Genomic DNA, 24,603 nt, shown 5'->3' on the forward strand with positions numbered 1-24,603 from the left:
GCCGGCGTGACGAACGGGCTGCGCGTCGAGCTGCTCGGGCCGCCTCGTGCCTGGCTCGAAGACGTCGAGCTGAAGCTCGGGCCCGCCCGTCAGCGCGCGGTTTTCGCCACCCTGGCGGCGCGCCGCGGCCAGGCGATCTCGCTCGGCGAACTGATTTCGAGCGTCTGGGGCGAGTCGGCACCCGCCAGCGCCACCGGCAGTGTCCACACCTACGTCTCCGGCCTGCGCGGGGCGATCCGCAAGGCGGGCGGCGACGCGCACGAAATGCTGCGTTCGTCCGGATCGAGTTACGCCCTGCGGCTGGACCGCGAGTCGCTCGACGTCCACCGGTTCGAACAGGACGCCGCCGCGGCCAGGAGACTGCTCGCCCACGCCGACCAGCGTGGCGCGGCCGCGCGGCTCACCACCGCGCTCGGGGTCTGGCGCGGCGAGGCCTATTCCGGCGTACCTGGCCCGTTCGCGGAGGCGGAACGCGTCCGCCTGACCGAACTCCAGCTGACCACCACCGAGCTGCGCGCCACCGCGCTGCTCCGCCTCGGCGACCACCGCGAACTGGTGGCCGAGCTGACCGCGCTGGTGCGGCGGCATCCGTTGCGCGAGTCCCTGCACGAGACGCTCATGCGTGCCCTGCACGCCAGCGGGCGCCAGATTGAGGCGCTCGCCGCGTACCGCGAGGCCAGGCGAATACTCCGGGACGAGCTCGGCGTCGAACCCGGCGCCCCGCTGCGTGACCTGCACCAGCGCATTCTGAGCGGCACAGAAAAGCCGGTCACCGACGCGAAACCGGCCCCGATCCGGGTCGTGCCGCCGCCGGTGGCCAAGGCGATCGAACGTGGCGGCCAGAGCCGGCTGCCCGGCCGGAACCGGCAGGTCGAACGGCTGGACGGGTTCGTCACCGACGTGCTCGCCGGCCGCGGCCGTCCGGTCTGGCTCGAAGGCGAACCGGGCATCGGCAAATCGGAGCTGCTGATCGCCGGGCTGTCGGGTGCCGCGGCACGCGGCTGCCAGCTCGCCTGGACCGCGGCCGACGAGCTCCAGCAACGCTTCCCGCTGCAGGTGATCATGGAATGCCTCGGCGTCCACCACGGTGCGGCGGATCCGGCCAAGGCCAAGCTGGCCGGTGAGCTGCATGCCGAGCCCGCGCACGGGAACTGGGGGCCCGCCGACCCGATCCTGTCCACTGTGGACAAGCTGCTGGCACTGGTCGACGACACCTGCGCGGCGGGCCCGCTGGTGCTGGTGATCGACGACCTCCACTGGGCCGACGAGGCCAGTGTGCTGCTGTGGCAGCGACTGGCCGCCGCCACCCGCCAGCTGCCGTTGCTGCTGGTCGCCGCCACGCGTACCGGGCACGGCCGCCGGGACCTCGCCCGGCTGCGCCGCGGGGTCGAGGCGAGGGACGGCGAGATCATGCCGGTCGAGGTGCTGAGCGACGACGAGATCGCCGCCGTGTTCGAAGTGGTGCTGGGGGCCAAGCTGGGGCCGAGCCTGCGTCCGCTGGTCCGGCGTGTGGCCGGGAACCCGCTCTACGCCAGGGAAATCGCGCACGACCTGGTGCGCACCGGCTCGCTGCTGATCAAGGCGGGCGTGGCCGAGGTGACGCTGGACGGCACCGAGAACGCGCCGCGGTCACTGCTCGCCGCGGTGGCCCGCACGCTGGGCTGCCTCGATCCGGCCACGACCGAGATCCTGCGCACCGCCTCCCTGCTGGGCGCGGAATTCGCCGTCGAGGACCTCGCCACGCTGGCGGGCAAGAGCCCGCTGGAGGTGCTGCGGAAGCTGGAACCGGCCACCACCGCGGGCGTGATCGAGTACGCCGGTGACAAACTCGCCTTCCACCATCCGTTCCAGCGACAGGCGCTCTACGGCGGCATCGCCGAACCGGTCCGCGCCGCGCTGCACCGGCGTGCCGCCGAGTCGCTCGCGCGGGCGGGCGCGCCGGTCAAACGGGTCGCCGAGCAGCTGGCCGCCGGGCCGGTGCCGTTCGACCCGTGGCTGGCGGGCTGGCTCACCGCCAACCACGTCGCGGTGTCCAACCGTGCCCCGCATATCGCGGCCGATCTCCTCCGCGGCGCGCTCGACAGCACGGTGCCCACCCGAGAACAGCGGGGAACGCTGATCGCCGCGCTGGTGCGGGTGCTGTTCCGTCTCGAACAGGCGCCGGAGACCGAAGCCGAGCAGGCGGTGAAGACCGTCGAAGACAAGGCGGATCTGGCGCAGATGCGGCATTTCCTCGCAGCACTGCGCTACCGCCGGGGCGACACGCCCGGCGCGATCGAGGCACTCGCCGACACCGCGGACGATCCATCGATACCGGAACTGTGGCGCACCAGCACCCGGACGCTGCTCGCCAACTTCCGGCGCGGCACCCTCGACGATCTCGACGAGACCGAACGGATCGCGCGGCGCCTGCACACCGAAGCCGTCGAGGCGGGCGAACGCTATCCCGCCGCGCACGCGCAGCAGACGTTGTGGCTCGTGCACTCGATCCGCCGCGAGCACGACCGGGCGTTGACCGCGATCGACGCCGCGCTCGAGACCACCGGCGACCAGGCCGAGCTGGCGACCCTGCGCTTCGACCTGCTCGACAACCGCCTCTTCACCCTGCAGAACCTCGACCGGCTCGCCGAGGCCGACGCGACGCTGCACACCGGATACGAGACGGCGGCCCGGCACGGCCTGCCGACCGGTCCGCAGGTTTCGGCGGCCGTGCACTACTACTGGACCGGCCGCTGGGACGAGGCGCTGGCCGAACTGGACTCGGTCACCGAGGACGGCCCGGCGATCACCTTCTACGGGGTGCGTGAGCCGGGCGCCGCCGCGCTGTTGCTGCACGGGGTCGCCGCCCTCATCGCGGGCCACCGGGGCGAACGCGTCTCCGTCCGCGCCCATCTGGAAGCCGCCGAGGCGCATTCGCCGTCGAACTCGTCCGAGCGCGAGAGCTGCGACTTCTACCTCGCCGCCCTGGCGATGGCCGCCGAACAGCGCGGCGCGCTCGACGACGCGCTACGGCTGATCGCGCCGGTGCTGCGCCCCGACTACGCCCGGATGATGCTGCGCCACCAATGGCTTCCCGACGTCGTCCGCGTCGCGCTCGCGGCCGGGAACGACACCGTCGCGCGGGAGGCACTCGCCGTCTGCGCCGAAGAGGCGAGCCAGGAGACCGTGCCCGCCAGGGCCGCCGCGGCCGCCGCCCGATGCCGCGCGCTGATCGACGGCGATCCCGAAGGCATGCTGTCCGCGGCCGATCACTACCGCGAGGTCGGCCGCCCGACCGAACTCGCCGCCGCGCTGGAGGACGCCGCCGAACTGCTCGGCCGCGCCGGCTACCTCGAAGCGGCCACCCGCTCGCTCACCGAGGCGTGTGAGGTGCTCGGGCCAGTGGGCGCCACCTGGAGCATCCGTCGCGCGGAAAACCGGCTGCGCCGCTACGGCGTGCTGAGCCGCGCCGAACGCGGACCCCGGCACAGCGGCGCGTTGTCGCCACTGGAACTGCGGGTCGCGCGGCTGGTGGCGGCGAAACTGTCCAATCCCGAGATCGCCGCGGAGCTGAGCCTGCCGAGGAGGACGGTGCAGTCGCTGGTGTCGAGGGTGCTGACCAAACTGCACGCGGATTCCCGGCTGACCGTCGGCGATCAGCTGCCAAGACGGCTCGCGTGAAGGCGATGACACAGACGGCTCGCGTGAAGGCGATCATCACCGTACGACCGAGGAGAACCATGACCCGCGTGCTGGCCGGCTTGACGGCCGTCGTGCTGCTGCTCACCGGCTGTTCGGGCGCGCCGGAACCCGGCGACCCGATCAAGCTCACCGTCGCCACCTTCGGCGAGTTCGGATACGAGAAACTCTTCGACGACTACGAGAAGGCGCATCCGGGCATCACCGTCGAGGGCCGGGTCGCCGACTTCGAAACGCACCACCGGCAGCTCGCCACCGGCCTCGGCGCCGGACGCGGCAGCGCGGACGTCGTCGCGATCGAGGAGCAGTACCTCCCCAAGTTCCGCCAGTCCACGGACAAGTTCACCGATCTGTCCGAATTCGGCGCGCAGGGTCTTCGCGAGCAGTGGCCCGCCTGGAAATGGGACCAGGGCACCGCGGACGGCGGGAAGTTCGTGATGGGCCTCGGCACCGACATGGGCAGCCTCGCCCTCTGCTACCGTCGCGACCTGTTCGCGAACGCCGGCCTGCCGACCGACCGCGATCAGGTGGCCGCGCTGTGGCCGACCTGGGAGAAGTTCGCCGAAACCGGGGAGCGGTTCAGCGCCAAGGCGCCGGAAGACGTCAAATTCGCCGACTCGGCGGGCACGATCTACACGGCGATGCTCAACCAGGCGGAGGAGAACTACTTCGCCAAGGACGACACGTTCGTCGCGGACAAGAACCCCAACGTACGCAAGGCATTCGAGCTGGCGGGCGGGATGGCGCTGAAGAAGGAGACGGCGGCGGTCACCACGTTCACGCAGCCGTGGACGGTGGCGATCAAGCAGAGCCGGTTCGCCGCCATCACCTGTCCCGCGTGGATGCTCACCCAGATCGAAGAGGCGGGCGGACCGGAACTGGCGGGCAAATGGGACGTCACCGCGGTTCCCGGCAAGGCGGGCAACTGGGGCGGCTCGTTCCTGACCGTGCCGAAGCAGGGCGCGCACCGCAAAGAGGCCTACGACCTCGCCGTCTGGCTCACCGCGCCCGAACAGCAGAAACGGATCTTCCTGGAAAGCGGGCTGCTGCCCAGCGCGCTCGGCGCCTACCAGGACAGTGCCGTGCTTTCCCACACCAGCAAGTACTTCGGTGACGCGCCGGTCGGCAAGATCTTCGCCGCCTCCGCCGAAGCGCTGCGGCCGAACTACCGCGGGCTGCGTGACGGCGAGGTGCGGCCCGTGTACGGCCACGCGCTCGGCCGCGTCGAGGAGGGAAGGCAATCGCTCGACGAGGCATGGAACCAGGCTTCGACGGAGGGCCGCGCCGCGGCCGCCAAATGAGCGAGGACGGCGTGACACGCGGGTTTCCGGCCGGGTTCCGCTGGGGCACGGCGACGGCGGCGTACCAGATCGAAGGTTCGACGACGGCCGACGGCCGCGGACCGTCCATTTGGGACACTTTCACCGCGCGGCCCGGCCGGGTGCTCGACGGTGCCACCGGCGAACCGGCGTGTGACCACTACCGGCGCTATCGCGAGGACATCGGCCTGCTGAGCGGACTCGGCGTGCCGTACTACCGCTTCTCCGTCGCGTGGTCGCGGGTGATGCCGGACGGCCGCACGAGCGAACCCCGCGGCCTCGCCTTCTACGATCGCCTTGTCGACACGGTGCTGGAGCACGGGATCACCCCGATGGTGACGCTCTACCACTGGGATCTGCCGGAGGCACTGCAAGCGGAAGGTGGCTGGCCCGACCGCGATCTCGCGGACCGTTTCGCCGACTACGCGCTGACCGTCCACAAAGCACTCGGCGACCGCGTCCGGCAATGGACCACGATCAACGAGCCGTTCTGCGCCGCCTTCATCGGCTACGGCAACGGCGACCACGCGCCGGGTATCCGGGACGAGGGCGCGGCGCTGGTCGCCGGGCACAACCTCCTGCTCGCGCACGGCCGGGCCGCGCAGGCGTTGCGGACATGCGGCGGCGACCAGGAAGTGTCCATCGTGCTCAACTTCGCCCCGGTGCTGACCGACGTGGACGACGCCGCGCACCGAGAGGCCGCGCGCAAATTCGACTTCCTGCACAACAGGTTCTTCCTCGATCCCCTGCTCGGCCGCGGCTATCCGCCCGAACTGCTGGCGGATCTGGCGCATCTCGGCACACTGGAACCGGCGATCGCCGACGGCGACCTGGAGGTCATCGCGCAGCCGCTGGACGTCCTGGGCGTCAACTACTACGCGCCGGCCCGCGCCGTGCCGCTCGACGACCCCGAGGCCGACAGCAACTGCCCGCTACCCGGCCTGCGCGGGATGGACGTCCAGCGACCACGCGGCGAACTGACCTCGCTCGGCTGGGAGCAACGGCCGTCGTCGTTCACCGATCTGTTGCTGTGGCTGAACGAACACTGCTCCGGCCTGCCTCTCGTGATCGCCGAGAACGGCGCCGCGTTCGAGGACGAGGTCGTCGACGGGCGCGTGCACGACGTAAAACGCGTGCGGTACTTCGCCGAACACCTCGCCGCCGTGCACGACGCGATCGAACAGGGCGCCGACGTCCGCGGCTACATGGCCTGGTCGCTGCTGGACAACTTCGAGTGGGCCATGGGGTACACGCAGCGGTTCGGGCTCGTGCACGTCGACTTCGAGACGCAGGAACGGGTGCTCAAGGACAGTGCCCGGTTCTACGCGGACGTGGTGGCGCGCAACGGGCTTCAGGCGTTCTGAAGGGCTGATCCCGTTGTTGCCGAAAATCGGCGACGCTCCGGCATCCGGAAACTGTCGGTGGTCGGCCGTATGTTCTCTGTGTGGACACACGCAACGCCACTGTGGCGCTACTCAAGGAAATCACCTCTTCTGATGCGTTGAAGGAGGTCAATGTCGCGCTGGATTCGTTGGAGGACAAGGATGCTGTCGACGCTGCCGTGGCGGCGTCGGAGGGAATCGCACGACTGGAAGCGGTCCGTTTCCGGGCTCTCGCGCAACTGAACCGTCACCGCGACGGCGCGTCCAGTGTGACGCAGGAAGTCGCGTTCGCTCTGTCTGTTGTGGACGGTCACGCGGCCGGCCTGGTCTCCACGGCGGCGGCGTTGACCACCCGGCTGCCACGGACACTGGGGCTCCTGGATCGCGGGCAGGTGGGCGGCTACGAGGCGATGAAGGTCGCCACGGCCACCGCGTGGCTGTCCGACGACGACGCACGTGCGGTGGACGAGGTACTGGAAGACCGGCTACCGGGCAGGAACTCGGAACAGATCCGGAAAGCGGCGAACCACGCGGCGATGATGGCCGACCGCGACGGGGCGGGTCTTCGGACCGAACGCCACCGCGCCGGGCGGCGGTTGTCGATCCGGCAGGGCGAGACCGGGGTCGCCTCGATCGAGGTCGAAGACGGCCCCGTGGAGAAAGTCGCCGCCGCCTACACCCGGATCGACCGCGAAGCACGCGCCCTCAAGACCGGCGACGAGACCCGCACCCTCGACCAGCTCCGCGCCGACGTCGCCCTCGATCTCCTGCTCAGTGGTCAAGGCGGCAAGAGTGAACGGTGCGAAGTGTTCCTCTACATGGATCTCGACACCTATCTGGGAGTGAACGAGGATCCCGCCGAGCTGGCCGGGCACGGCCACATCCCGGCCTCGCTGGCCCGGCACATCGCGTCCGGGGCGGACACCGTGCTGCGCCGGATCATCACCGACCCGCTCTCCGGACAGGTCCTGGATCTGGGCCGGGACCGGTATCGGCCCACCGCCGGCTTGGGCGAGTTCGTGCGGGTACGCGACCGGGAATGCCGAAGACCCGGCTGCCACCGCGTCGCCCAAGCCTGCGACCTTGACCACTCGCTGCCGTGGCAACACGGCGGCCACACCAGTGACACCGAACTGATCGACCTCTGCCGCCGCGACCACCGCCTCAAAGACGAACCCGGCTGGGTCTACCGGCTGGCTTCCGATGGGACCCTCACCATCACCACGCCCACCGGGCGGAGCTACGACAGCACACCACCGCCACTGCACGAACCCCGCGCCGAGGAACCACCGCCGTTCTGAGCCGTCGCCGGAAAACGACCATGACCCCGAGCCCGCACCGAACGGCAGTGGCCTCATTGCCAAAATACGACCATGACCCCGAGCCCGCACCGAACGGCAGTGGCCTCATTGCCGAAATACGACCATGGCTCGATCACGGCTGGAATCCACTCATGGTCTCGCAGAGGTGCCTGGCGTGACCACGCTCTGGCCTGGCAGTGGCTGCGAAACCACTCGCTGCCTATCGACATCACCGAAAAACGGCAACGGCCCGCCTGTCTGACCGAACCCAGGCGCTCAACGTGACCGCGAATCAGCCCTGTGGCGCGCCCCCGCATGACGCCGTCGACCACCCTCCTGGCCAGCACGATCACGGGCAGCACGCCGATCGTGGCCGCGGCCGGCGTCAACGAGTAGATGGAACCATCACCACGCCCACAGGGCGGAGTTACGACAGCACACCGCCGCTACTGCACGAACCCCGCGCCGAGGAACCACCTCCGTTCTGAGCCGTCGCCGGAATACGGCCACCGCTCGACCGCGACCGGAACCCACTCACGGTCTCGCAGAAGTGCCCGGCGCGACCACCTGGCAGTAGCAGCGGAACCACTCGCAGCCATCGACATCGCCAAAAAACGGCAACAGCCCGCCTGCCACCCCGAACCCAGGCGCTCAACGCGACCGCGAACGTCGTCAGCCCCGTGGCGCGCCACGCATCACACCGTCGACCACCTTCCTGGCCAGCACGATGAACAGCACGATCACGGGCAGCACGCCGATCGTGGCCGCGGTGAGCATCAGCGAGTAGTCGGTGAAGTAGCCGCTCGCCAGCCGCGACAGCGCCACCTGGACGGTGGGATGCGCGTTGGGGTCGAGCACGATCAACGGCCAGAAGAAGTCGTTCCACGCCGTCATGAACGTGAGCATCCCGAGCACGGCGGCCTGAGGGCGGACGGCGGGCAGGGCGACGCTCCAGAACAGCCGCACCGTCGAACAGCCGTCGACTCGGCCGGCGTCGAGCAGTTCGCCGGGGATCGCCTCCTCGCACGCCTGCCGCATCCAGAACACGCTGAAGGCGCCGACCAGCCCCGGCACGATCACCGCCTCCAGCCGCCCGTACCAGCCGAGTTCGCCGACTACCAGGTAGAGCGGGATCACCCCGAGCTGGGCGGGCACCATGGCGGTGCCGATGACGACCAGGAAGAGTGAGTCGCGGCCGGGGAAACGCAGACGCGCGAAGGCGAATCCGGCCATGCTGGAGAGCAGCACGTTCGACACGGTCACCGTGCCGGCGACGATCAGCGAGTTCTGCATCGCCAGCCAGAAATCGACGGTGTCGAAGACCTTGCCCACGTTCTCGATCAGGTTGCCGCCGGGCAGCAGCGGCGGAGTCGTCTCGCCGAGCGCGGAATTGTCCTTCGAGGACACCACGAACGACCAGTACAGCGGGAAGATCGACGCGACGGCGACGGCGAGCAGCAGCCCGTAGGCGACGAATCCGGTCCGTTCCCTCGCCGCCACGGTCACTCACCGCCCCGCATGCGGCGCACGAGCGAGAAGTTGACCAGCGCGAAGCCGGCCGAGAACAGGAAGAGCAGCCACGCGATGGCCGCCGCGTATCCGGCGTCGAATTCGCCGAACCCCTTCTCGTACAGGTACATGGCGAGCGTCTGGAACTGGCGGTCGGCGCCGCCGGTGCCGTTGGTCCCGGTGTCGTCGAACAGCTGCGGCTCGGCGAACAACTGCAGCCCGCCGATGGTCGAGACGACGACGGTGAAGGCGATGGTCGGGCGGATCGCGGGCACGGTGATCGACCAGAAGGTCCGCCAGCGCGAAGCACCGTCGAGCATGGCGGCGTCGTAGCGTTCCTGCGGCACGGACTGCATGGCCGCGAGGTAGAGCAGCGCGTTGTAGCCGGTCCAGCGCCACGTCACCATCACGCTGATCGCGACGTGCGCGGCGAACCGGTCCGTCCGCCAGTCCACCGGGTCGAGCCCCACCAGGCCCAGCACCCAGTTGACGACGCCGTAGTCCTCGGCGAAGAGCTGGCTGAACACCAGCGCCACCGCGACCACCGAGACGACGTTGGGCAACAGCACACTGGCCCGCCACAGGGTCCGTGCGCGCAACGGGCGGTCGAGGAGTGCCGCGAGCCCGAGCGCGGCCAGCAGTTGCGGGACGGTCGAAAGGACGAAGATGCTGACCGTGTTGAAGAGCGCGTTGTAGAACTTCGGATCCTGGAGCAGGACGGCGAAGTTGCCGAGACCGGCGAACCCGGTGTCACCGTTGACCAGATGCCAGTGGTGCAGCGCCACCCAGGCGGTGTAGAGCAGCGGGAAGAGACCGAACACGCCGAACAGGACGTAGAACGGCGCGGTCATCAGATATCCGGCGAGCCGCTCGCCCGTACGCGTCAACCGGTGATCACCTTGACACCTGCCCGGGTGATCTCGTCGGCCGGCACCACAGTCCGTCGCGCTGCCGCTCTTCGGCGTAGAACGCCTCACGGGGACCCGAGGCGTGCCCGGCGGGCCTCCAGGAAGGCCCGTTCGGTGTCGTTGGTGGCCAAGGCGATCGCCTCGTCGTAGGCGGCGATGGCTTCCGAAGCCCGGCCGAGGCGGGCGAGCAGGTTCGCGCGGGTGGCGGGCAGATGATGGTAGCCCGGCAGATCCAGCTCGGCGATCCCGTCCAGTGCCGCCGCCGGGCCGTGCACCTCGGCGACGGCGACCGCGCGGTTGAGCGCGACGACCGGCGTCGGGGTGAGCCGCCACAGCCGGTCGTAGAGCGCCAGCACCTGCGTCCAGTCGGTCGACGGTCCGTCCGTGTGCACGGCGTTGATCGCGGCCTGCACCTGGTAAGGGCCCGGCCGGTCGACGCGGAGGCATCGCCGCACCAGTTCGTGCCCCTCGGCGATCAGTTCCCGGTTCCACAAGGACCGGTCCTGATCCGCGAGCACCACCAGCTCACCGGAAGGCCCCACCCGCGCCGGCCGGCGCGCTTCGGTGAGCAGGAGCAGCGCCAGCAGCCCGAGCACCTCCGGTTCGTCCGGCATCGACTCGGCGAGCGCTCTCGCCAGGCGAATCGCCTCCAGGCAGAGGTCCGTCCGCAGCAAGTCGCCCGACGTGGACGTGTACCCCTCGTTGAACACCAGGTACAGCACGGTGAGCACGGAGCCCAGCCGATCGGGGAGCTCGTCGTCCCGCGGCACCCGATACGGGATGCCCGCGTCGCGGATCTTCTTCTTCGCGCGGACGATCCGCTGGGAGACGGTCGCTTCCGGGACGAGGTACGCCCGCGCGATCTCCCCCACTCCCAGCCCGCCGAGCAGCCGCAGGGTGAGCGCGGTCCGCGCGAGCGGCGAAAGCGCCGGATGACAGCAGGTGAAGATCATGCGGAGCTGGTCGTCACGCACCGGCCCGGCCTCGGCAGGTTCCTCCGGCTGGTGCAGCAGCAAGGCCTGCGCGTGCCGTGCCTCGCGGGTGGATTCCCGGCGCAGGCGGTCGATCGCCCGGTTGCGGGCGGTGGTGACGATCCAGCCGCCCGGGTTGGGCGGTGGCTCGGCCCACTTCTCGACCGCGGTCGCGAACGCGTCCTGAACCGCCTCCTCGGCGAGCGAGATGTCGCCGAGGAGGCGGGTCAGGGTGGCCACGCACCGGCCGTACTCCGCCCGGTAGATCCCGTCGAAATCCATCGACGTCAACGCCGCGGGTCGCCGAACGGCCGCACTTCGATCGGCTGCCCGCAGGCGAGCGCGCATTTCCCGGCCCAGGCCAGCGCTTGGTCGAGGTCCTCGACCTGGATCACCCAGAACCCGCCGAGCTGTTCCTTCGTTTCGGCGAACGGCCCGTCGGTGATGGTGGTCGTGCCGCCTTCGGGGCGGACGACCGTGGAGACGTCCGAGTGCTCCAGGCCGCCCACGAAGACCCAGGACCCGGCGGCCTTCATCTCGTCGGTGACCTTGCCCGTCCTGGCCATCATCGCCAGGACTTCGTCCTCGGGTGCGTCCCGTGTGCTCTCGTCGAGCTGGACGGCGAGCAGGTACTGCCTCATGACTGACCCCTTCGACGGCTCAGGAGATCATTCCACGGTGACGGACTTCGCGAGGTTCCGCGGCTTGTCGATGTCGTGGCCGAGGATCAGCGCGGCGTGATAAGCCAGCAGCTGCAACGGGATCGTGAGCAGGATCGGGTCGAGTTCCGGCTCCGAACGCGGGACGACGAACCGCGGCACGTCGAGATCGCCGAAGTCCACGTCGTCGTGGGTGATCGCCAGCACCTGGCCCTTGCGTGCCTTGATCTGCTGCATCGCGGCCAGGTTGCGGTCGGCGAGGTCGTCGGACGGCACGATCGCGACCGTCGGCAGCTCCTCGTCGATCAGCGCGAGCGGGCCGTGCTTGAGCTCCGAGGTCTGGTAGGCCTCCGCGTGCCGGTACGAGATCTCCTTGAACTTCTGCGCGCCCTCCCGCGCCACCGGGAAGCCGCGGACCCTGCCGATGAAGAACAGGCTCCGCGCGTCCGCGCAGATCTTGGCGTGCTCGGCGATCTGTGCCTCTGCCTCGACGATCTCCGCGACCTGCTTCGGCAACGCGCGGAGCGCCGCGACGATCCGCTGTCCGTCCGCATTGGACAGATCGCGGACCCGGCCGAGCGCCAGCGCGATCATCGCGAAACCGACGGCCATGTTGGTGAGCGCCTTGGTCGAAGCGACGGCGATCTCCGGACCGGCGTGCAGGTACAGGCCACCGTCGCAGGCCCGCGCGATCGTCGAACCGACGACGTTCACGAGGCCGACCACCCGGCCGCCCTTACGCTTGACCTCTTCCACGGCGAACGCGGTGTCCGCCGTCTCGCCGGACTGGCTGACCGCGATGTAGAGCGTGTCCGCTTCGATGATGGGGTTGCGGTAGCGGAACTCGGACGCGGCCTCCGCGTCGGCCGGGACCCGCGCCAGGTCCTCGATCATGGTCGCGCCGATCTGGCCCGCGTAGTACGCCGAGCCGCAGCCGAGGATCTTCACCCTCGCGAAACCACGCAGGTCACGGGGAGTCAGATTCAGACCGTCCAAACGGGACACTCCGAACCGGTCGTCGAGACGGCCGCGGATCATGCGCTCCAGGCATTCCGGCTGCTCCTGGATCTCCTTGTACATGTAATGCTTGTGCCCGCCGAGGTCGAGGTCGTCGGCCTGGATGTCGATCGCCGTGGCGGCCTTGCCGGTGTCGCTCTCGTCGACGGTGAAGGTGCGGTAGCCGGTGGCCGAGACGCTGGCGAACTCGCCGTCGTCGAGGTGCACCACCTGCGAGGTGTGCCGGACCAGCGCGGACAGGTCGCTGGCCACGAACATCTCGCGGTCGCCGACGCCGATGATCAGCGGCGAACCGTTCCGCGCGACCACGACCCGGTCGGGGTGTCCGGTGTCGGTCACGGCGATCGCGTAGGTGCCGGTGACGCGCGAGACGGCCTCGACGACCGCGTCTTCGAGGGTCTTCGCGCCCGACCTCGCGATGAGGTGGGCGAGCACCTCGGTGTCGGTCTCCGACGTCAGCGTCACCCCTGCCTGCGTGAGCTGCTCGCGCAGGGCGTCGGCGTTGTCGATGATCCCGTTGTGCACCACCGAGATCCTGCCGTCCTCGGAAACGTGCGGATGGGCGTTGGCCTCGGTCGCCGGACCGTGCGTCGCCCACCTCGTATGCCCGATGCCGACCTTGCCCGCGAGCCGTTTGGGCAGGGCCGCGGTCAGATTCCGCACCCGTCCCACGATCCGGTGCACCTGGGCGCCCTTACCGCCCAGGACGGAGATCCCGGCCGAGTCGTAGCCGCGGTACTCCAGCCGTGTCAGCCCCTCGATCAGGATCGGGGCGGCGTTCTGGCCGCCGATGTAGCCGACGATTCCGCACATGACGAGTCAACCTCACAAAAGAAACGGACGGGCGTGGTCCGTCAGCCGTAGACGATGCGGCGCAGTTGCCGCTCGGACAGGTCGGGAGGCGCGACGAGACGACGGCTCAGTTCGACGGCGATCCGGGGGAAGATCTCGGGATTCTTCCCGCCCTCGGCCTGCAACCGGGCATGCCGCTCCCGGACGTACTGCTCGACCGGCTGCCGGTAGAACGCCAGGACGTCCTCGACGACACGGGCGGCGATGGCCGTCGACAGACCCGTCGACAAGGCCACCTGCTCGACGATGTCCGCGTCCTCCACGGAGCCCATCATGCACATCGGGGCCCCGAAACGCCAGTTCTTGCCCGAAATCGGGCAAGAACTGCGAGTCAGTGGTCTCGAATCGCCGTCACCAGGCCGGTGACGAGGTCGGCCCGCTCCACCATCGACTCGACCAGCAGATACTCGTGATCAGCGTGCGCACCACCGCCGACGGCGCCCAGCCCGTCGAGGGTCGGGACGCCGATCGCGGCGGTCAGGTTGCCGTCGCTCCCACCGCCGACGGCCACCCCGGCGACTCCGGGCAGTAGCCGTTCCGCGACGGCGAAGAGGTCCGCGGCGGCCGATTCGGGCATCGGCGGCCGGTGGATCCCGCCCCGCACGACGATTTCCGCCCCTGCGAGGCGCGGGGTCAGCGCGGCGAACCCCGCTTCGACGCGGTCCTTCTCCGCGGCGGACTCGACCCGCACGTCGACCACGACGGTCGCGGAGGCGGGCACGACGTTGCTCGCCGTCCCCGCCGATGCGACGGTCGGGGTGACGCTCGTCCCGAGGTCGGGCCTGCCGAGCGCGACGATGTCCAGTACCTGATGCGCGGCTTCGGTCAGCGCGTTCACGCCGGCCTCCGGTTCGAGGCCGGCGTGCGACGCCCGGCCGGTGATGACGACCTCGAACGTGCCGCAGCCCTTGCGGGCGATCTTGAGCCCGCCGCCGTCGGCCGCTCCTTCGAACACCAGCACCGTGCCGCACGCGCGGGCACGTTCCTCGATGAGCGCCCGGGATTCGTGCGAGCCAGTTTCCTCGTCGGCCGTCACCAGGATCTCGACGCCGGTCAGATCGTCGAGCGCCGCCAGGCCGTGGATCGCCTGCACCAGTCCGCCGAGCATGTCGAACACCCCCGGTCCGGTCACCCGGCCGCCGGACACCGCGAACGGGCGGCGCGCCAAGGTACCGATCGGGAACACGGTGTCGTGATGCCCCAGGATCAGCACGCGCGGCTCACCGCCGCCGGACCACCGGACGTGCGGTCCCGCCGCGCTCTCCACCAGGGCCGCCGTTCCGCCGAGACGGGTCTCGACGAGAGCGGCGACGGCCTCGGCCGAGGCCGTCAAAGCCTTGATGTCCCCCGAAGGTGACTCGATCTCGACGAGTGTCCTGAGGTCTTCGATCATCGCGTCGGCTGTCATGCGAACACTTTCGCGTATGCGCCGTCGCCGCCGCGCAGAGGACCGGGCAAACCTGCGGCTCGAATTCGCCTGAAAGTCCGGTTTTCGACCTTTGACGGTTGCCGACCGGCGCCGGACTGCGCATGCTTTGCGCCAACCCGGCGTCGGTGGGGGTGTCCATGTACCAGGAACGCGAGGTCAGACCCAGCCCGTTCCCCCGCGCGCTTTCCGAAGCGGTGGAGCATCGAGGGCTTTCCCTGTCCCGGATCCGCGCGCATCTGGCGGCGCGCGGGGTTTCCGTGGCCGAATCGACGTTGAGCTACTGGCAGCGCGGGCTCCGGCATCCGTCGACGCCGCGCTCGCTCGACGTCGTCCGCGCCCTTGAAGCGGTGCTGGGCCTGCCCGCGGACAGTCTGGTCGTCCTGATCGGCCCGCAACGGCGGCCGCCCGGCGACGACCGCAGACCCTCGTTGCCGGAGCTGCGGCAGAGCTGGGCCGAAACCTGCTCGCTGCTGGACGAACTGAGTGAACCATCCGGCGCGGTGGGAAACGCGAAGCTCGACGTCGTGACCGTCGTCGATGTGCTGACCATGACCGAGGAAGGCCGGATCTCGGAGATCGCCTCGACCATGGTGGTGCGGGCGCGGGAGCCCGGCGCGGACGGTTTCGTGGTGACCCATCAGGATGAGCCCGGCACCGACATGGAGGCCACGACGGTCTTCGCCACCGACGGTTGCCGAAGAGGCAGAGTGCGCCGAAGCGTCTCTTCGCCGGGGATGGTGTTCGAGCTCCTCTTCGACCGCGGTCTGGCCGAAGGGGAAACGCACACCTTCGCGTTCACGTTGCGTCTGGCCGCGTCGGTCCGTTCGACCTGTTTCCACCGGACGGTGCGTTCCCGCATGTCGGCGTATCTGCTGCGGATGCGCTTCGACGCCGGCGCGATCCCGGCCCGCTGCGTCAAAACCGTGCGGGAGCGGGAAGAACTGGCCCCCGTGGTCAGCGAGCCGCTGCACCCCGGGCCGGGCGCGACGGTCAGCGCCTACTTCGAGGATCTCGGCGTCGGGATAGCGGGGATCGACCTCATCTGGGAGTGAGCCGGCGTTTCCGCCACACCGCGACCAGCACGACTCCCGCCCCGGCGGCGCCGGCGGCGATCAGACCGGCCACGATCGCGACCGGCAGCCCGGTGTCGACAGGCGGGGGCACGGCCTGTGTGAAGCCGATCCCGCGATCGCGCTGGTAGTCCGATCCCGGAAGTTTGTCGGCGTAGCGGCCCCGCACTTGCCGCTGGTAGTCGGAAAGCGGGACGAACTCCCCCACCGGCGACTGCGGCATGCTCGCCTGCAAGAGCACCACACCGCCGGGGCCCAGTTCGTACCAGCCGTTGATCTGGGGTTCGTTGAGCAGGACCGAGCCGGGCTTCAGCCGCGCGCTCAAAGTCTCTTCGTCATTGCCGGAGAACACGCTCGCCGCGACCCACTTTCCCGGGCCGTCGGGCATCGCCTGCAGGGTGGCCTTCTGGCCGGAATCGGCGGTGGCCGTCACGGCGATGGAACTCAACGCACCGGCCGGTGCCCCGGCGATGCCCCTGACGAAGTCGGGATTGAGGGTGTACACCGGGACTCCCTTGTCTCCCATGGTGATCCGTTGCGGTTCGAGCTGGTGGACCTGCCGGAAGTTCGATCTCGCGAGACCGATCGCGTCGGGCTGCCCGGCAACGCGCACGGCGGCCGCGAGGTCGTCGGCCGAGGGCGGGGCGACTCCTTCGCTCGCCGTGGCGGGCGGGGTGGCGGGCAGCAACGTCGCGACGGCCACCGCGAGACAACCGGCGAACTTCCGGCAGGTCGTGTTCATGGCCGTGCCTCAGCCCTTCCGGATGTTGACGATGGTGTCGTTCCAGCGGAACTGGGCGTTGCTCCGGTACTGGTTGTAGTTCCAGGTCTTGTAGCGCGGAGAAGACGGCCACGGGTCACCGACCATGATCGACTGACTGGTCGAGTCGTAGCCGTAGATCACCTGGGCGTGGCCACCGCCGGACGTCCAATAGATCCCCGTCAGATTCAGGATCCCGGAGTCGACCTGGCTGACGACCGAGGTGAAGCCGATCGGCCCGCCCGCGTCCTGCGCGGAGAAACCGGTCCCGCGGAACCCGCGGATGATCTCAGGGATCTGGGCGGGCTGGTTCGGGCAGTACCCGGCCGACGTGCCCTTGCCCGCGGCGCAGAACTGGGCCTGGGTGGCGGTGCCGCCCTGCGAACGCTCGATGCTCGAACCGTCCGCCGCCCAGCACCATTGGTTGTACTGCTGCACCTGCTGGGTGTAGTTCAGCTGCTTGGACGCGGCGGTCGCGGCGACCGTCATCGCGGTCCCCGCCACCGGCGCGACCTCGCGCACCTGAGTGTGGGTCTGGGTCTGGATCAGGCCGTGGGACCGGTCCCAGGCGTCGCCGGGCTGCGCGAGGGCGGTGGCGGGCAGCATGCTCAGCGCGAAGACGGCGGCTCCGGTGGCCAGCGCGGCCCTCGAAAGACTCTTCACAGATGTCTCCTTTGACACGGGGATGGGGAGATCACCGTGCGCCGCCCCGGAGACAGGAACAACGCCCTCACCAGGCGCGAAGGAGCCGCTGTGATCGTTCACAGCACCAGGACGCGCTCGCGTGCCAGGAAACATCGGGTCCGTGTGCGGCGGAGCGAGGGCCGCCGCGCAAGATTCACGGCCCCTTCACAAAGGCTGTGAATCCACCACGGGCCGGGATTTGGGTGTCGCGAGGGTGGTGGGCCGGCTGCGACCCCGCAAGGTGACGTCCTCCGTCGCCTTCCACTGTGCGGCCTCGTCTTCGGCCGCCGACTCGATCGCCGTCCACGAAGCGAGCAACCGGGCTTCGACGTTCTTCGCCAGTTCGGTCAGCCGGGCGGCTTCGTTGACCGGGTCGCCGATCACCGTGTACTCGAACCGCCGCGGGTCACCGACGTTCCCGGCGACCACCTCACCCGTCGCCACGCCGATCCCGGCCGGGCATTCGGGCACCTCGGCCGCCAGCCTGCGCGAAATCGCCCGGCCCGCGGACAGCGCGAGGGTCGCGTGGTCCTCCAGCCGCACCGGTGCGCCGAAGATCGCCAGCGCGGCGTCACCGACGAACTTGTTGACCAGCCCGTGGTTGCGGTCGACCTCGTCGACCACCACCGCGAAGAACCGGTTGAGCAGGCCGACGACCTCTTCGGGCGGACGGCTCGCGGCCAGCGCGGTCGACCCGATCAGGTCGACGAACAACACCGACACCGTCCGCACCGTGCCGCCGAGTTCGGCGGAGGTGCGCATCGCCTCGATCGCGACGTCCTCGCCGACGTGCCTGCCGAACAGGTCGCGCAAACGTTCGCGTTCCGCGAGACCGGCGGCCATCCCGTTGAAGCCCGCTTGCAGCAGACCGAGTTCGGTGCCGTCGTAGACCGGGATCTCCACGGCGAAGTCACCGGCACGCACCCGGCCGAGCGCGTGCTGCACCGACCGGATCGGGTTCACCACGGCGCGGGCGGTGAACACGGTCACCAGCAGACCGAAGACCAGCACCACCAGGCCGAGCACGATGACCGAGATGGCGAGCTTCGTGGTCGACACGTCGCCGCGCGCCCACGCCAGCACCGCCGTGACCACCAGTCCGGCCACCGGCACGCCGGTGCCGAGGCACCAGAACAGCAGCATCCGGAGATTGACCCCGCCGCTGAGCCGCCGCGCCGGCGAGGTACCCGTCAGCGCCAAGGCCGCGTACGGCCGCAGGATGAACTCTCCCGCCAGATAAGCGATCGCGCAGACGACCACGCCCGCGAACGCGACTACGAGCAGTTCGGTGAGCACGACCCGCGGCTGCACCAGCGCGGCCAGCACGCCGAAGACCACGGTCGCGACGCCCCACAACACCGCCTGGACCAGCGTCAGGCGCAACGGGACCCGAAGGCTGGCCACACGCTCCTCGTCGGTCGGCGTCCGGCCGTCGGCCGCCCAGCGCAACGTCCGCAACGCGCCTCGGGTTCCCCACAGCGCGCCCACGACCACGGCGGAGACCACGTAGACGGGAACCGCGATCGCAGTGACCCGGACGAGATCGCCGGACATGCCGGGCGCGGGCATGAGCAGGGCCGCCAGCCCGACCACGACCAGCGCGCCGATGACGTTGGTCGCGATCAGCGTCCCGGTGAGCAGCCCCTGGACGCGGCGCCGCAACACGGCCGAGTCCTGATCGAGCGGACCGAGCAGCCAGGAGCCGAACGGTCCTTGCCCGCGGCCCCGAACAGTGGAGTCGTTGTCTGGTCGCACCCGTGTCCCACCCGTTCACCCCGGTTTGAGTGAACGACTGTACACCGAAGCGGACACGGTCGTCAGCGGACGGTGCCGGAGCCGATGACGACCAGCCAGGCGACCTCCGGTGTCATGGTCAGCCGCAGCTCGTTGACCACGACGTCCACATCGGACAGATCCGCCCGGAAAGCCAAGCGGCATAAGTGCCGGCTTGATTGACACGGTCGATCAAACGCCGCGCCAGATGGTGAACACGGCCCGGCCGCCGGATCGGGCCCGGGAGATCAGCCGCTCGGTGCCGTCCGTCATGTCGGGAAAGAAGAAGATGCCGAGCGCGGACTGCACGACGTCGTAGTCACCCGTGTCCCACGCCGTCGCGTCGGCCTGATGCGCGCGCAGCTGCGGCAGATCCGCCGAACGACGGCGCAACTCGCCGATCATGCCGCGACGATAACCGGTTCGCGCCCCGTGCGAACCCGCCTGCGACGGACGGCGGCAGCAGGAACCTCCATCCAGTGGGCGAATCGCGCACCGTTCCGGCCCTAGCGTGGTCGGTATGAGGAGAACCTTGCTCGGACTGCTCGGCGCGGCCGCCGTCATGGGCGCGATCGCCACCCCTGCTTCCGCGAGTCCGCTGGAGACCAGGGAATTCGTCGGCCGCGGGTCGAGCGACTTCGGCCTCGCGCTGTTCTACGCGCGCCACGACGCCAGGACCCAGGCGGAACGGGCCGGGTTCACCGACTGCGAGGAGTACTTCAAGCTGGTCATCTCGCCCTACGACGCGACGGTCTTCTGGCGCTGCACCCGCTGACACCGATCCGGCGTGCCCGAGGCTCCGAATACCGGACATGGACCAAGGAGACCTCGCCCCGGACTTCACCCTGCCCGACGACACCGGCCGGGACCGCACACTGTCGGACTTCCTGACCGTCGGCCCGGTCGTCCTGTTCTTCTACCCCGCCGCGATGACCGGGGGCTGCACCGCCGAGAGCTGCCACTTCCGCGACCTGGCCGCGGAATTCACCGCGGTCGGTGCGCACCGCGGTGAAGTTCGACGTCCACGCCGACAAGGCGCTCGCGGCCCTGCGGGAACGGACGCCCACCACCTGACCAGGCAGGTCGAGCGGGTCGGATCGCAGGTCCGTGAAGGGCTCCTTCCCTCGGCTCAGCCGGAGAAACTCGACCTTCACACCGTTCCCAGTACATGAAGGACCCCTTCCTTGCGCCTAGGTACAGGAAGGGGTCCTTCATGTACTTCAGGCAGCACGCAAGAAGCGCCGCAGGTCCCGCAGTAGGCACCTGAGAGAGGGCCTCACCAGAACCCGAATCGCCACTCACGACCCCTCGCGACACCGGGTCAGTCGGGCTGATCGGGCACTTTCCTCTCGGAAAGTGCCGCCACCACACGGGAAAGCTCGGCGGTGCCGTCGAAAAGCGCCCGCGAGCGGGCCGTGATCCCGGCGTCCCGGACGGAGAGCGCGGCCGCGACGTCCTCCAGCCGCCGGGATCGCCGCAGCTCCGGCATCAGGGCCCGAAGAGGTGCGACGCGGTACCCGGCCAGCCGCAGCTGCTGCACGATCCGCGCGTCCCGCACCTGGGACGGCGTGTACCGCCGCGTCCGCCGCTCGTCGCGGCCGGGGACGACGAGCCGTTCCGCGTCCCAGTGACGCAGCGTCGAAGGACGCACGCCGAGCGCCGACGCCAGTTCGGAGACGCTCATCGAGTCCGAGCCGCGGACGTCTGCGATCGGTTCGCGGGAGATCAGCCGGACGACTTCCCTGGCTTCCTTGAGGTCCGCGCGTTCGGCGTCGAGCCCGGCGTGGGCGGCGTCGAGGAGCGCGAGCACGTCGGGGAGCGGATCCCGATGCAGAGCGCGGACGATCTTCTTCGCCTCGACCGGCCCCACACCGGCGGCGAGCGCGCGATAGGCCAGCGCGGACCGGAGATGGATCTCCTCGTAGCTCCGGTAGCCCGAGGCCGTCCGCGTCGCCGCCGGGAGCACGCCGTCACGTTCGAGATTGCGCACCTGCTGCACGGAGTAACCCGCCAGGCGGGCGATCTCCGCTGTGCGCATCGATTTGAGACTTGACACCTTCACTCCGTCGAGAACGTACCCGAACCCTCCATAAACACTTTAATGCGACGCTTGAGCACATGAACATCGACGACATCATCGGCTACGTTTCGGACCTCGACGGCGTCCTGACTCTCACGCCGGGACCGGGCGACGAGTGGCCGGAGCTCAGCTGGGGCGACGCGTTCTTCTACTACTCCCCCGACGGCGTCGTCCCGACGAACGTCCAGCCCTTCGCGACGGTCGTGACCAAGAACTACCCCGGCGACGAGGCCTCGCGACTGGACCGGCCGGGCGCGTTCCGCGTGAACATCCACGCGGGCAAGGAGGACTTCACCCGCCAGCTCGGCCGCGCTCCCCGCGACGCGGTCGAAACCGACATCGACCCCGCCGTCGAAGACACCGTGATCGCCCACCCCGTCTACGGGGCCGCGGGCTGGCTGGCGGTGGTGAACCCGGCGTCGAAGACCGAAGCGGTCATCCGCGAACTGCTCGGCACGGCCTACCGGCTGGCCCGCGCGCGGTACGAACGGCGCGCGGATTCCTCGCGCGGTTAGCGGACCGAATATCGTGGGGCGGTGGGCCGAAACATTCAAACCCGCGAGCGGCTCAGGCCGGTCGACCTGGCACGTGAGCACGGCCTGTCCACGCAGGCCGTCCGCAATTACGAGGCCGACGGCATCCTTCCCGCCGCCGAACGCGGTCCGCACGGCTATCGCACCTACACGCCCCGGCACGCCCAGGCCCTGCGGGCGTTCTTGGCCCTCGTGCCCGGGCACGGTCACGCGACGGCGGCGTCGATCATGGAGGCGGTCAACCGGGACGCGGTCGAAGAGGCTCTCCGGCTCGTCGACGAGAGTCACGCACAGCTGCTAGAGGATCGCCGCACCCTCCAGGCCGTCGCGGACGCTCTCCGCGATCTCGAACCCGTACCGCAGGAGCGGGGCGAGATGTTCGTCGGCCCGCTGGCCAGGAAGCTCGGCGTCCGGCCCGCCACGCTGCGCGAATGGGAGCGTGCGGGCCTTCTCCGGCCTGAACGCGACCCGCGGACCGGCTATCGCGTCTACAGCGCGGCCGACGTGCGCGACGCCAAGCTGACCCGTCAGCTCCGGCGGGGCGGCTACCTCCTGGAGCGGATAGCTCCGCTGCTCGACCAGGTCCGCTCGGCCGGAGGTGTCGTGCCGCTCGAGTCGACACTGAGCGACTGGCACTCGCGGCTCTCGGCGAGGGGCCGGGCCCTGCTCTCCGGCGCCGCCGCGCTCAACACCTACCTCGACGGCTGACACTTTTCGGACAATGACACTTCCGCGCAATTGAATTCGCGGCGGTTCACGCCTTTACGCCTACGAAAGTAGGAGCGTGATCACGGAACCTACTTTCGGCGCTACGGCGAGGAAGACGGGCGCTCGTACTGTGCGTGACATCGAGATGAACCGCCCGGTCCCTGCCATTTAGAACATATCCCGGCGGTTCGTCGTTCCCTCCTTATCGAAGGAAATTCGCATGCGAATTCGCGGACCCGTCATGCTCACCCTCCTGAGCGTCTGCGCCGGAATCGGCGCTTTCGCCGTCCCGGCGACCGCCGCGCCGGTCACGGCCTACGACCAGACGATGCTGGAGACCCTCGCCGCCCAGCTGCGCGTCAGCCCGCTTCAGGCCGCGCAGAAGCTGGACCACGAGAAGAACCTGATCGCCTCGCTCGAGAGCGTCAGAACACGCGGTCTCCACACCGACGGCGCGTACTTCGACGACGCCGGCGCCCTCGTGGTGAACGCCGCCGACGCCGGCTCCGCCGACGTGCTCCGCTCTGCCGGGCTGACCCCGCGCACCGGCGCCCGTGGCGAGAACGCGCTGAACGCCCTGTCCGCCACCGTCGGCAAGGTGATCGGCAAGGACATCGGCCAGGTGCAGGCGTGGGGTCCGGAACTCGCGGCCGACAAGGTCGTCGTCACCGTGCAGCCGGGTGCCGACAGCGCCCTCGTCCGCCGCCTCACGGCACTGCCCGGCGTGGCGGTCCAGACCGGTGTCGCCAACGGCAACACCACGCAGGCCGACGTCATCCCCGGCCAGATCATGGACCTCGACCCCGGCACCAACTGCTCGCTCGGCTTCCCCGGCACCACCAGCAACGGCAACAACGTGCTGCTCACCGCCGGGCACTGCGTCGAAGGCAACCCGGACATCCTGAACCGCAACGGCGTCCACATCGGACGGGGCGTCGCCACCCAGTTCCCGTCGGCCGACATGGGCCTGATGGACATCGACGCCGAAGACACCGGCCGCGGCTACGTGGACACCCGCAAGGGCACCACGGTGCGGATCACCGGCAGCTCGAAGGCGCCGGTCGGCACCACGCTGTGCAAGGCGGGCAACACCACCGGCTGGACCTGCGGCAAGATCACCGCCTACAACCAGACCGTCCGCTACAGCGGCGAAAGCGTCGCCACCTCCGGGCTGGCGAAGTCGACCGTCTGCACCGAGGGCGGTGACAGCGGCGGCGCCTACATCGCGGGCAACACCGCGCAGGGCATGACCTCCGGCGGCCCCGCCGACGGGCACGACTGCGGCTGGAACCAGGGCTCCAACGCCACCGGTTCGTACTCCTACTACCAGCCCGTCGTGGACGCGGCGAACAAGTACGGGGTCACGCTGACCCGTTCCTGACGAAGAACGCCCGGTGGCGGGGAGCGCCTGCTCCCCGCCATCGGGCTTTGTCACGCGTTCAGGATCTGCTCCCGCAGGATGTCCGCGTGGCCGCCGTGCTGGGCGAGCTCACGCAGCAGGTGCAGGTACACCCACCGCAGCGGAAGCGGACCACGCCGGTTCCCATGGAGCAGATCGTCCAGTTCGAGGGCCGCGGCCGCCTTGCGCGACGCCTCGCAGGCCTCGCGATACGCCTGCCGCACGGTGGCGATCGTGTCCTCCTCGTCGAGGACGAACGATTCGTCAGGGGTGGCGGGGAGGCCGATCTCGGCTCGCGGCCGGCAGGTGACGGCTTCGTCGAACCACACCTTCTCCACGAAGGTCGCGTGCTTCACCAGACCGAGCAGGGTCGTGCGGGAGGGAACGAGCGACCGGCGAGCCTGCTCCTCGGTCAACCCCTCCAGGCAGTCGTCGAGCACCCGGCGATGCTCGTCGAGGAACACCTCGAACTGTTCACGGAAGGGATGGTTGAGGACGTCCAACGAAGGCATCGGTGAAGAGGACACGGGCGAAGCATCGCAAAAGTCTTCGATCATGGGCAACCGAGTTG

At 69.7% G+C, this 24,603-nt stretch carries 23 protein-coding genes; 10 read left to right on the top strand and 13 right to left on the bottom strand.

The window, feature by feature from the left end; translation table 11 throughout:
- Positions 1–6: 6 nt before the first annotated feature.
- The 4 genes from ACIHAO_RS05900 (at position 7) to ACIHAO_RS05915 (ending at position 7,680) form a co-directional block, all read left to right on the top strand.
- Entirely contained in the window at positions 7–3,660 is a 3,654-nt protein-coding gene (locus ACIHAO_RS05900; protein WP_396555378.1) for a BTAD domain-containing putative transcriptional regulator, read from the top strand.
- A gap of 59 nt (positions 3,661–3,719) precedes the next feature.
- Positions 3,720–4,979 (top strand): ABC transporter substrate-binding protein, encoded by a 1,260-nt coding sequence (locus tag ACIHAO_RS05905; protein ID WP_396554983.1) that lies wholly within the window; start codon positions 3,720–3,722, stop codon positions 4,977–4,979.
- An 11-nt stretch (positions 4,980–4,990) separates the two neighbouring features.
- Complete coding sequence (locus ACIHAO_RS05910) at positions 4,991–6,361, top strand: GH1 family beta-glucosidase (protein WP_396554984.1); 1,371 nt, start codon at positions 4,991–4,993, stop codon at positions 6,359–6,361.
- Positions 6,362–6,498: 137 nt separating this feature from the next.
- Positions 6,499–7,680 carry a DUF222 domain-containing protein gene (locus ACIHAO_RS05915; protein WP_396555380.1) on the top strand — a complete coding sequence of 394 codons (1,182 nt, stop codon included), beginning with the start codon at positions 6,499–6,501 and terminating at the stop codon, positions 7,678–7,680.
- A gap of 672 nt (positions 7,681–8,352) precedes the next feature.
- On the opposite strand, the gene ACIHAO_RS05920 is transcribed toward ACIHAO_RS05915, so the two are convergent.
- The 7 genes from ACIHAO_RS05920 to ACIHAO_RS05950 all read right to left on the bottom strand — a co-directional run bounded on the left by ACIHAO_RS05920 (position 8,353) and on the right by ACIHAO_RS05950 (position 15,004).
- Complete coding sequence (locus ACIHAO_RS05920; protein ID WP_396554985.1) at positions 8,353–9,180, bottom strand: carbohydrate ABC transporter permease; 828 nt, start codon at positions 9,178–9,180, stop codon at positions 8,353–8,355.
- A gap of 2 nt (positions 9,181–9,182) precedes the next feature.
- A complete protein-coding gene (locus ACIHAO_RS05925) occupies positions 9,183–10,076 on the bottom strand; it encodes a carbohydrate ABC transporter permease (protein ID WP_396554986.1) in 894 nt (297 codons plus the stop codon).
- A gap of 86 nt (positions 10,077–10,162) precedes the next feature.
- Positions 10,163–11,350 (bottom strand): RNA polymerase sigma factor, encoded by a 1,188-nt coding sequence (locus ACIHAO_RS05930; RefSeq protein WP_396554987.1) that lies wholly within the window; start codon positions 11,348–11,350, stop codon positions 10,163–10,165.
- Positions 11,351–11,355: 5 nt separating this feature from the next.
- Positions 11,356–11,709 carry a YciI family protein gene (locus ACIHAO_RS05935; protein WP_396554988.1) on the bottom strand — a complete coding sequence of 118 codons (354 nt, stop codon included), beginning with the start codon at positions 11,707–11,709 and terminating at the stop codon, positions 11,356–11,358.
- Between the two features lie 27 nt (positions 11,710–11,736).
- The gene (gene glmS, locus ACIHAO_RS05940) at positions 11,737–13,557 is read right to left on the bottom strand and encodes a glutamine--fructose-6-phosphate transaminase (isomerizing) (protein ID WP_396554989.1); all 1,821 of its coding nucleotides are present in this window, start codon (positions 13,555–13,557) and stop codon (positions 11,737–11,739) included.
- Between the two features lie 41 nt (positions 13,558–13,598).
- Positions 13,599–13,871 carry a hypothetical protein gene (locus ACIHAO_RS05945; protein ID WP_396555382.1) on the bottom strand — a complete coding sequence of 91 codons (273 nt, stop codon included), beginning with the start codon at positions 13,869–13,871 and terminating at the stop codon, positions 13,599–13,601.
- A 56-nt stretch (positions 13,872–13,927) separates the two neighbouring features.
- Positions 13,928–15,004 carry a M20 family metallopeptidase gene (locus tag ACIHAO_RS05950; RefSeq protein ID WP_396554990.1) on the bottom strand — a complete coding sequence of 359 codons (1,077 nt, stop codon included), beginning with the start codon at positions 15,002–15,004 and terminating at the stop codon, positions 13,928–13,930.
- A gap of 98 nt (positions 15,005–15,102) precedes the next feature.
- Between ACIHAO_RS05950 and ACIHAO_RS05955 the strand changes: the two genes are divergently transcribed.
- Complete coding sequence (locus ACIHAO_RS05955; RefSeq protein ID WP_396554991.1) at positions 15,103–16,077, top strand: XRE family transcriptional regulator; 975 nt, start codon at positions 15,103–15,105, stop codon at positions 16,075–16,077.
- Here ACIHAO_RS05955 and ACIHAO_RS05960 read toward each other — a convergent pair.
- The 4 genes from ACIHAO_RS05960 to ACIHAO_RS05975 form a co-directional block, all read right to left on the bottom strand.
- On the bottom strand, positions 16,064–16,837 hold the full coding sequence (locus ACIHAO_RS05960; protein ID WP_396554992.1) for a hypothetical protein: 774 nt from the start codon (positions 16,835–16,837) through the stop codon (positions 16,064–16,066). The genes ACIHAO_RS05955 and ACIHAO_RS05960 overlap by 14 nt on opposite strands.
- A 9-nt stretch (positions 16,838–16,846) precedes the next feature.
- Positions 16,847–17,518 carry a papain-like cysteine protease family protein gene (locus ACIHAO_RS05965; protein WP_396554993.1) on the bottom strand — a complete coding sequence of 224 codons (672 nt, stop codon included), beginning with the start codon at positions 17,516–17,518 and terminating at the stop codon, positions 16,847–16,849.
- A gap of 186 nt (positions 17,519–17,704) precedes the next feature.
- On the bottom strand, positions 17,705–19,294 hold the full coding sequence (locus tag ACIHAO_RS05970) for an adenylate/guanylate cyclase domain-containing protein (RefSeq protein WP_396554994.1): 1,590 nt from the start codon (positions 19,292–19,294) through the stop codon (positions 17,705–17,707).
- Between the two features lie 210 nt (positions 19,295–19,504).
- A complete protein-coding gene (locus ACIHAO_RS05975; protein WP_396554995.1) occupies positions 19,505–19,717 on the bottom strand; it encodes a hypothetical protein in 213 nt (70 codons plus the stop codon).
- Positions 19,718–19,832: 115 nt separating this feature from the next.
- Here ACIHAO_RS05975 and ACIHAO_RS05980 point away from each other — a divergent pair, with 115 nt between their 5' ends.
- Together ACIHAO_RS05980 and ACIHAO_RS05985 are read left to right on the top strand one after the other, a co-directional pair.
- Complete coding sequence (locus tag ACIHAO_RS05980; protein ID WP_396554996.1) at positions 19,833–20,087, top strand: hypothetical protein; 255 nt, start codon at positions 19,833–19,835, stop codon at positions 20,085–20,087.
- 37 nt (positions 20,088–20,124) lie between these two features.
- Complete coding sequence (locus ACIHAO_RS05985; protein ID WP_396554997.1) at positions 20,125–20,484, top strand: peroxiredoxin; 360 nt, start codon at positions 20,125–20,127, stop codon at positions 20,482–20,484.
- A gap of 149 nt (positions 20,485–20,633) precedes the next feature.
- On the opposite strand, the gene ACIHAO_RS05990 is transcribed toward ACIHAO_RS05985, so the two are convergent.
- Positions 20,634–21,350: a MerR family transcriptional regulator gene (locus tag ACIHAO_RS05990; RefSeq protein ID WP_396554998.1), complete on the bottom strand. Its 717-nt coding sequence runs from the start codon at positions 21,348–21,350 to the stop codon at positions 20,634–20,636.
- Between the two features lie 80 nt (positions 21,351–21,430).
- Here ACIHAO_RS05990 and ACIHAO_RS05995 point away from each other — a divergent pair, with 80 nt between their 5' ends.
- From ACIHAO_RS05995 to ACIHAO_RS06005, 3 genes are all read left to right on the top strand, one after another.
- Complete coding sequence (locus tag ACIHAO_RS05995) at positions 21,431–21,907, top strand: DUF6194 family protein (protein ID WP_396554999.1); 477 nt, start codon at positions 21,431–21,433, stop codon at positions 21,905–21,907.
- 21 nt (positions 21,908–21,928) lie between these two features.
- A complete protein-coding gene (locus ACIHAO_RS06000; RefSeq protein ID WP_396555000.1) occupies positions 21,929–22,633 on the top strand; it encodes a TioE family transcriptional regulator in 705 nt (234 codons plus the stop codon).
- A 220-nt stretch (positions 22,634–22,853) separates the two neighbouring features.
- Entirely contained in the window at positions 22,854–24,014 is a 1,161-nt protein-coding gene (locus ACIHAO_RS06005) for a S1 family peptidase (protein WP_396555001.1), read from the top strand.
- 50 nt (positions 24,015–24,064) lie between these two features.
- Here ACIHAO_RS06005 and ACIHAO_RS06010 read toward each other — a convergent pair whose 3' ends face one another.
- Positions 24,065–24,544 carry a DinB family protein gene (locus ACIHAO_RS06010; protein ID WP_396555002.1) on the bottom strand — a complete coding sequence of 160 codons (480 nt, stop codon included), beginning with the start codon at positions 24,542–24,544 and terminating at the stop codon, positions 24,065–24,067.
- Between the last annotated feature and the right edge of the window lie 59 nt (positions 24,545–24,603).

Source organism: Amycolatopsis sp. NPDC052450 (assembly GCF_044547565.1).
Taxonomy (GTDB): Bacteria; Actinomycetota; Actinomycetes; order Mycobacteriales; family Pseudonocardiaceae; genus Amycolatopsis.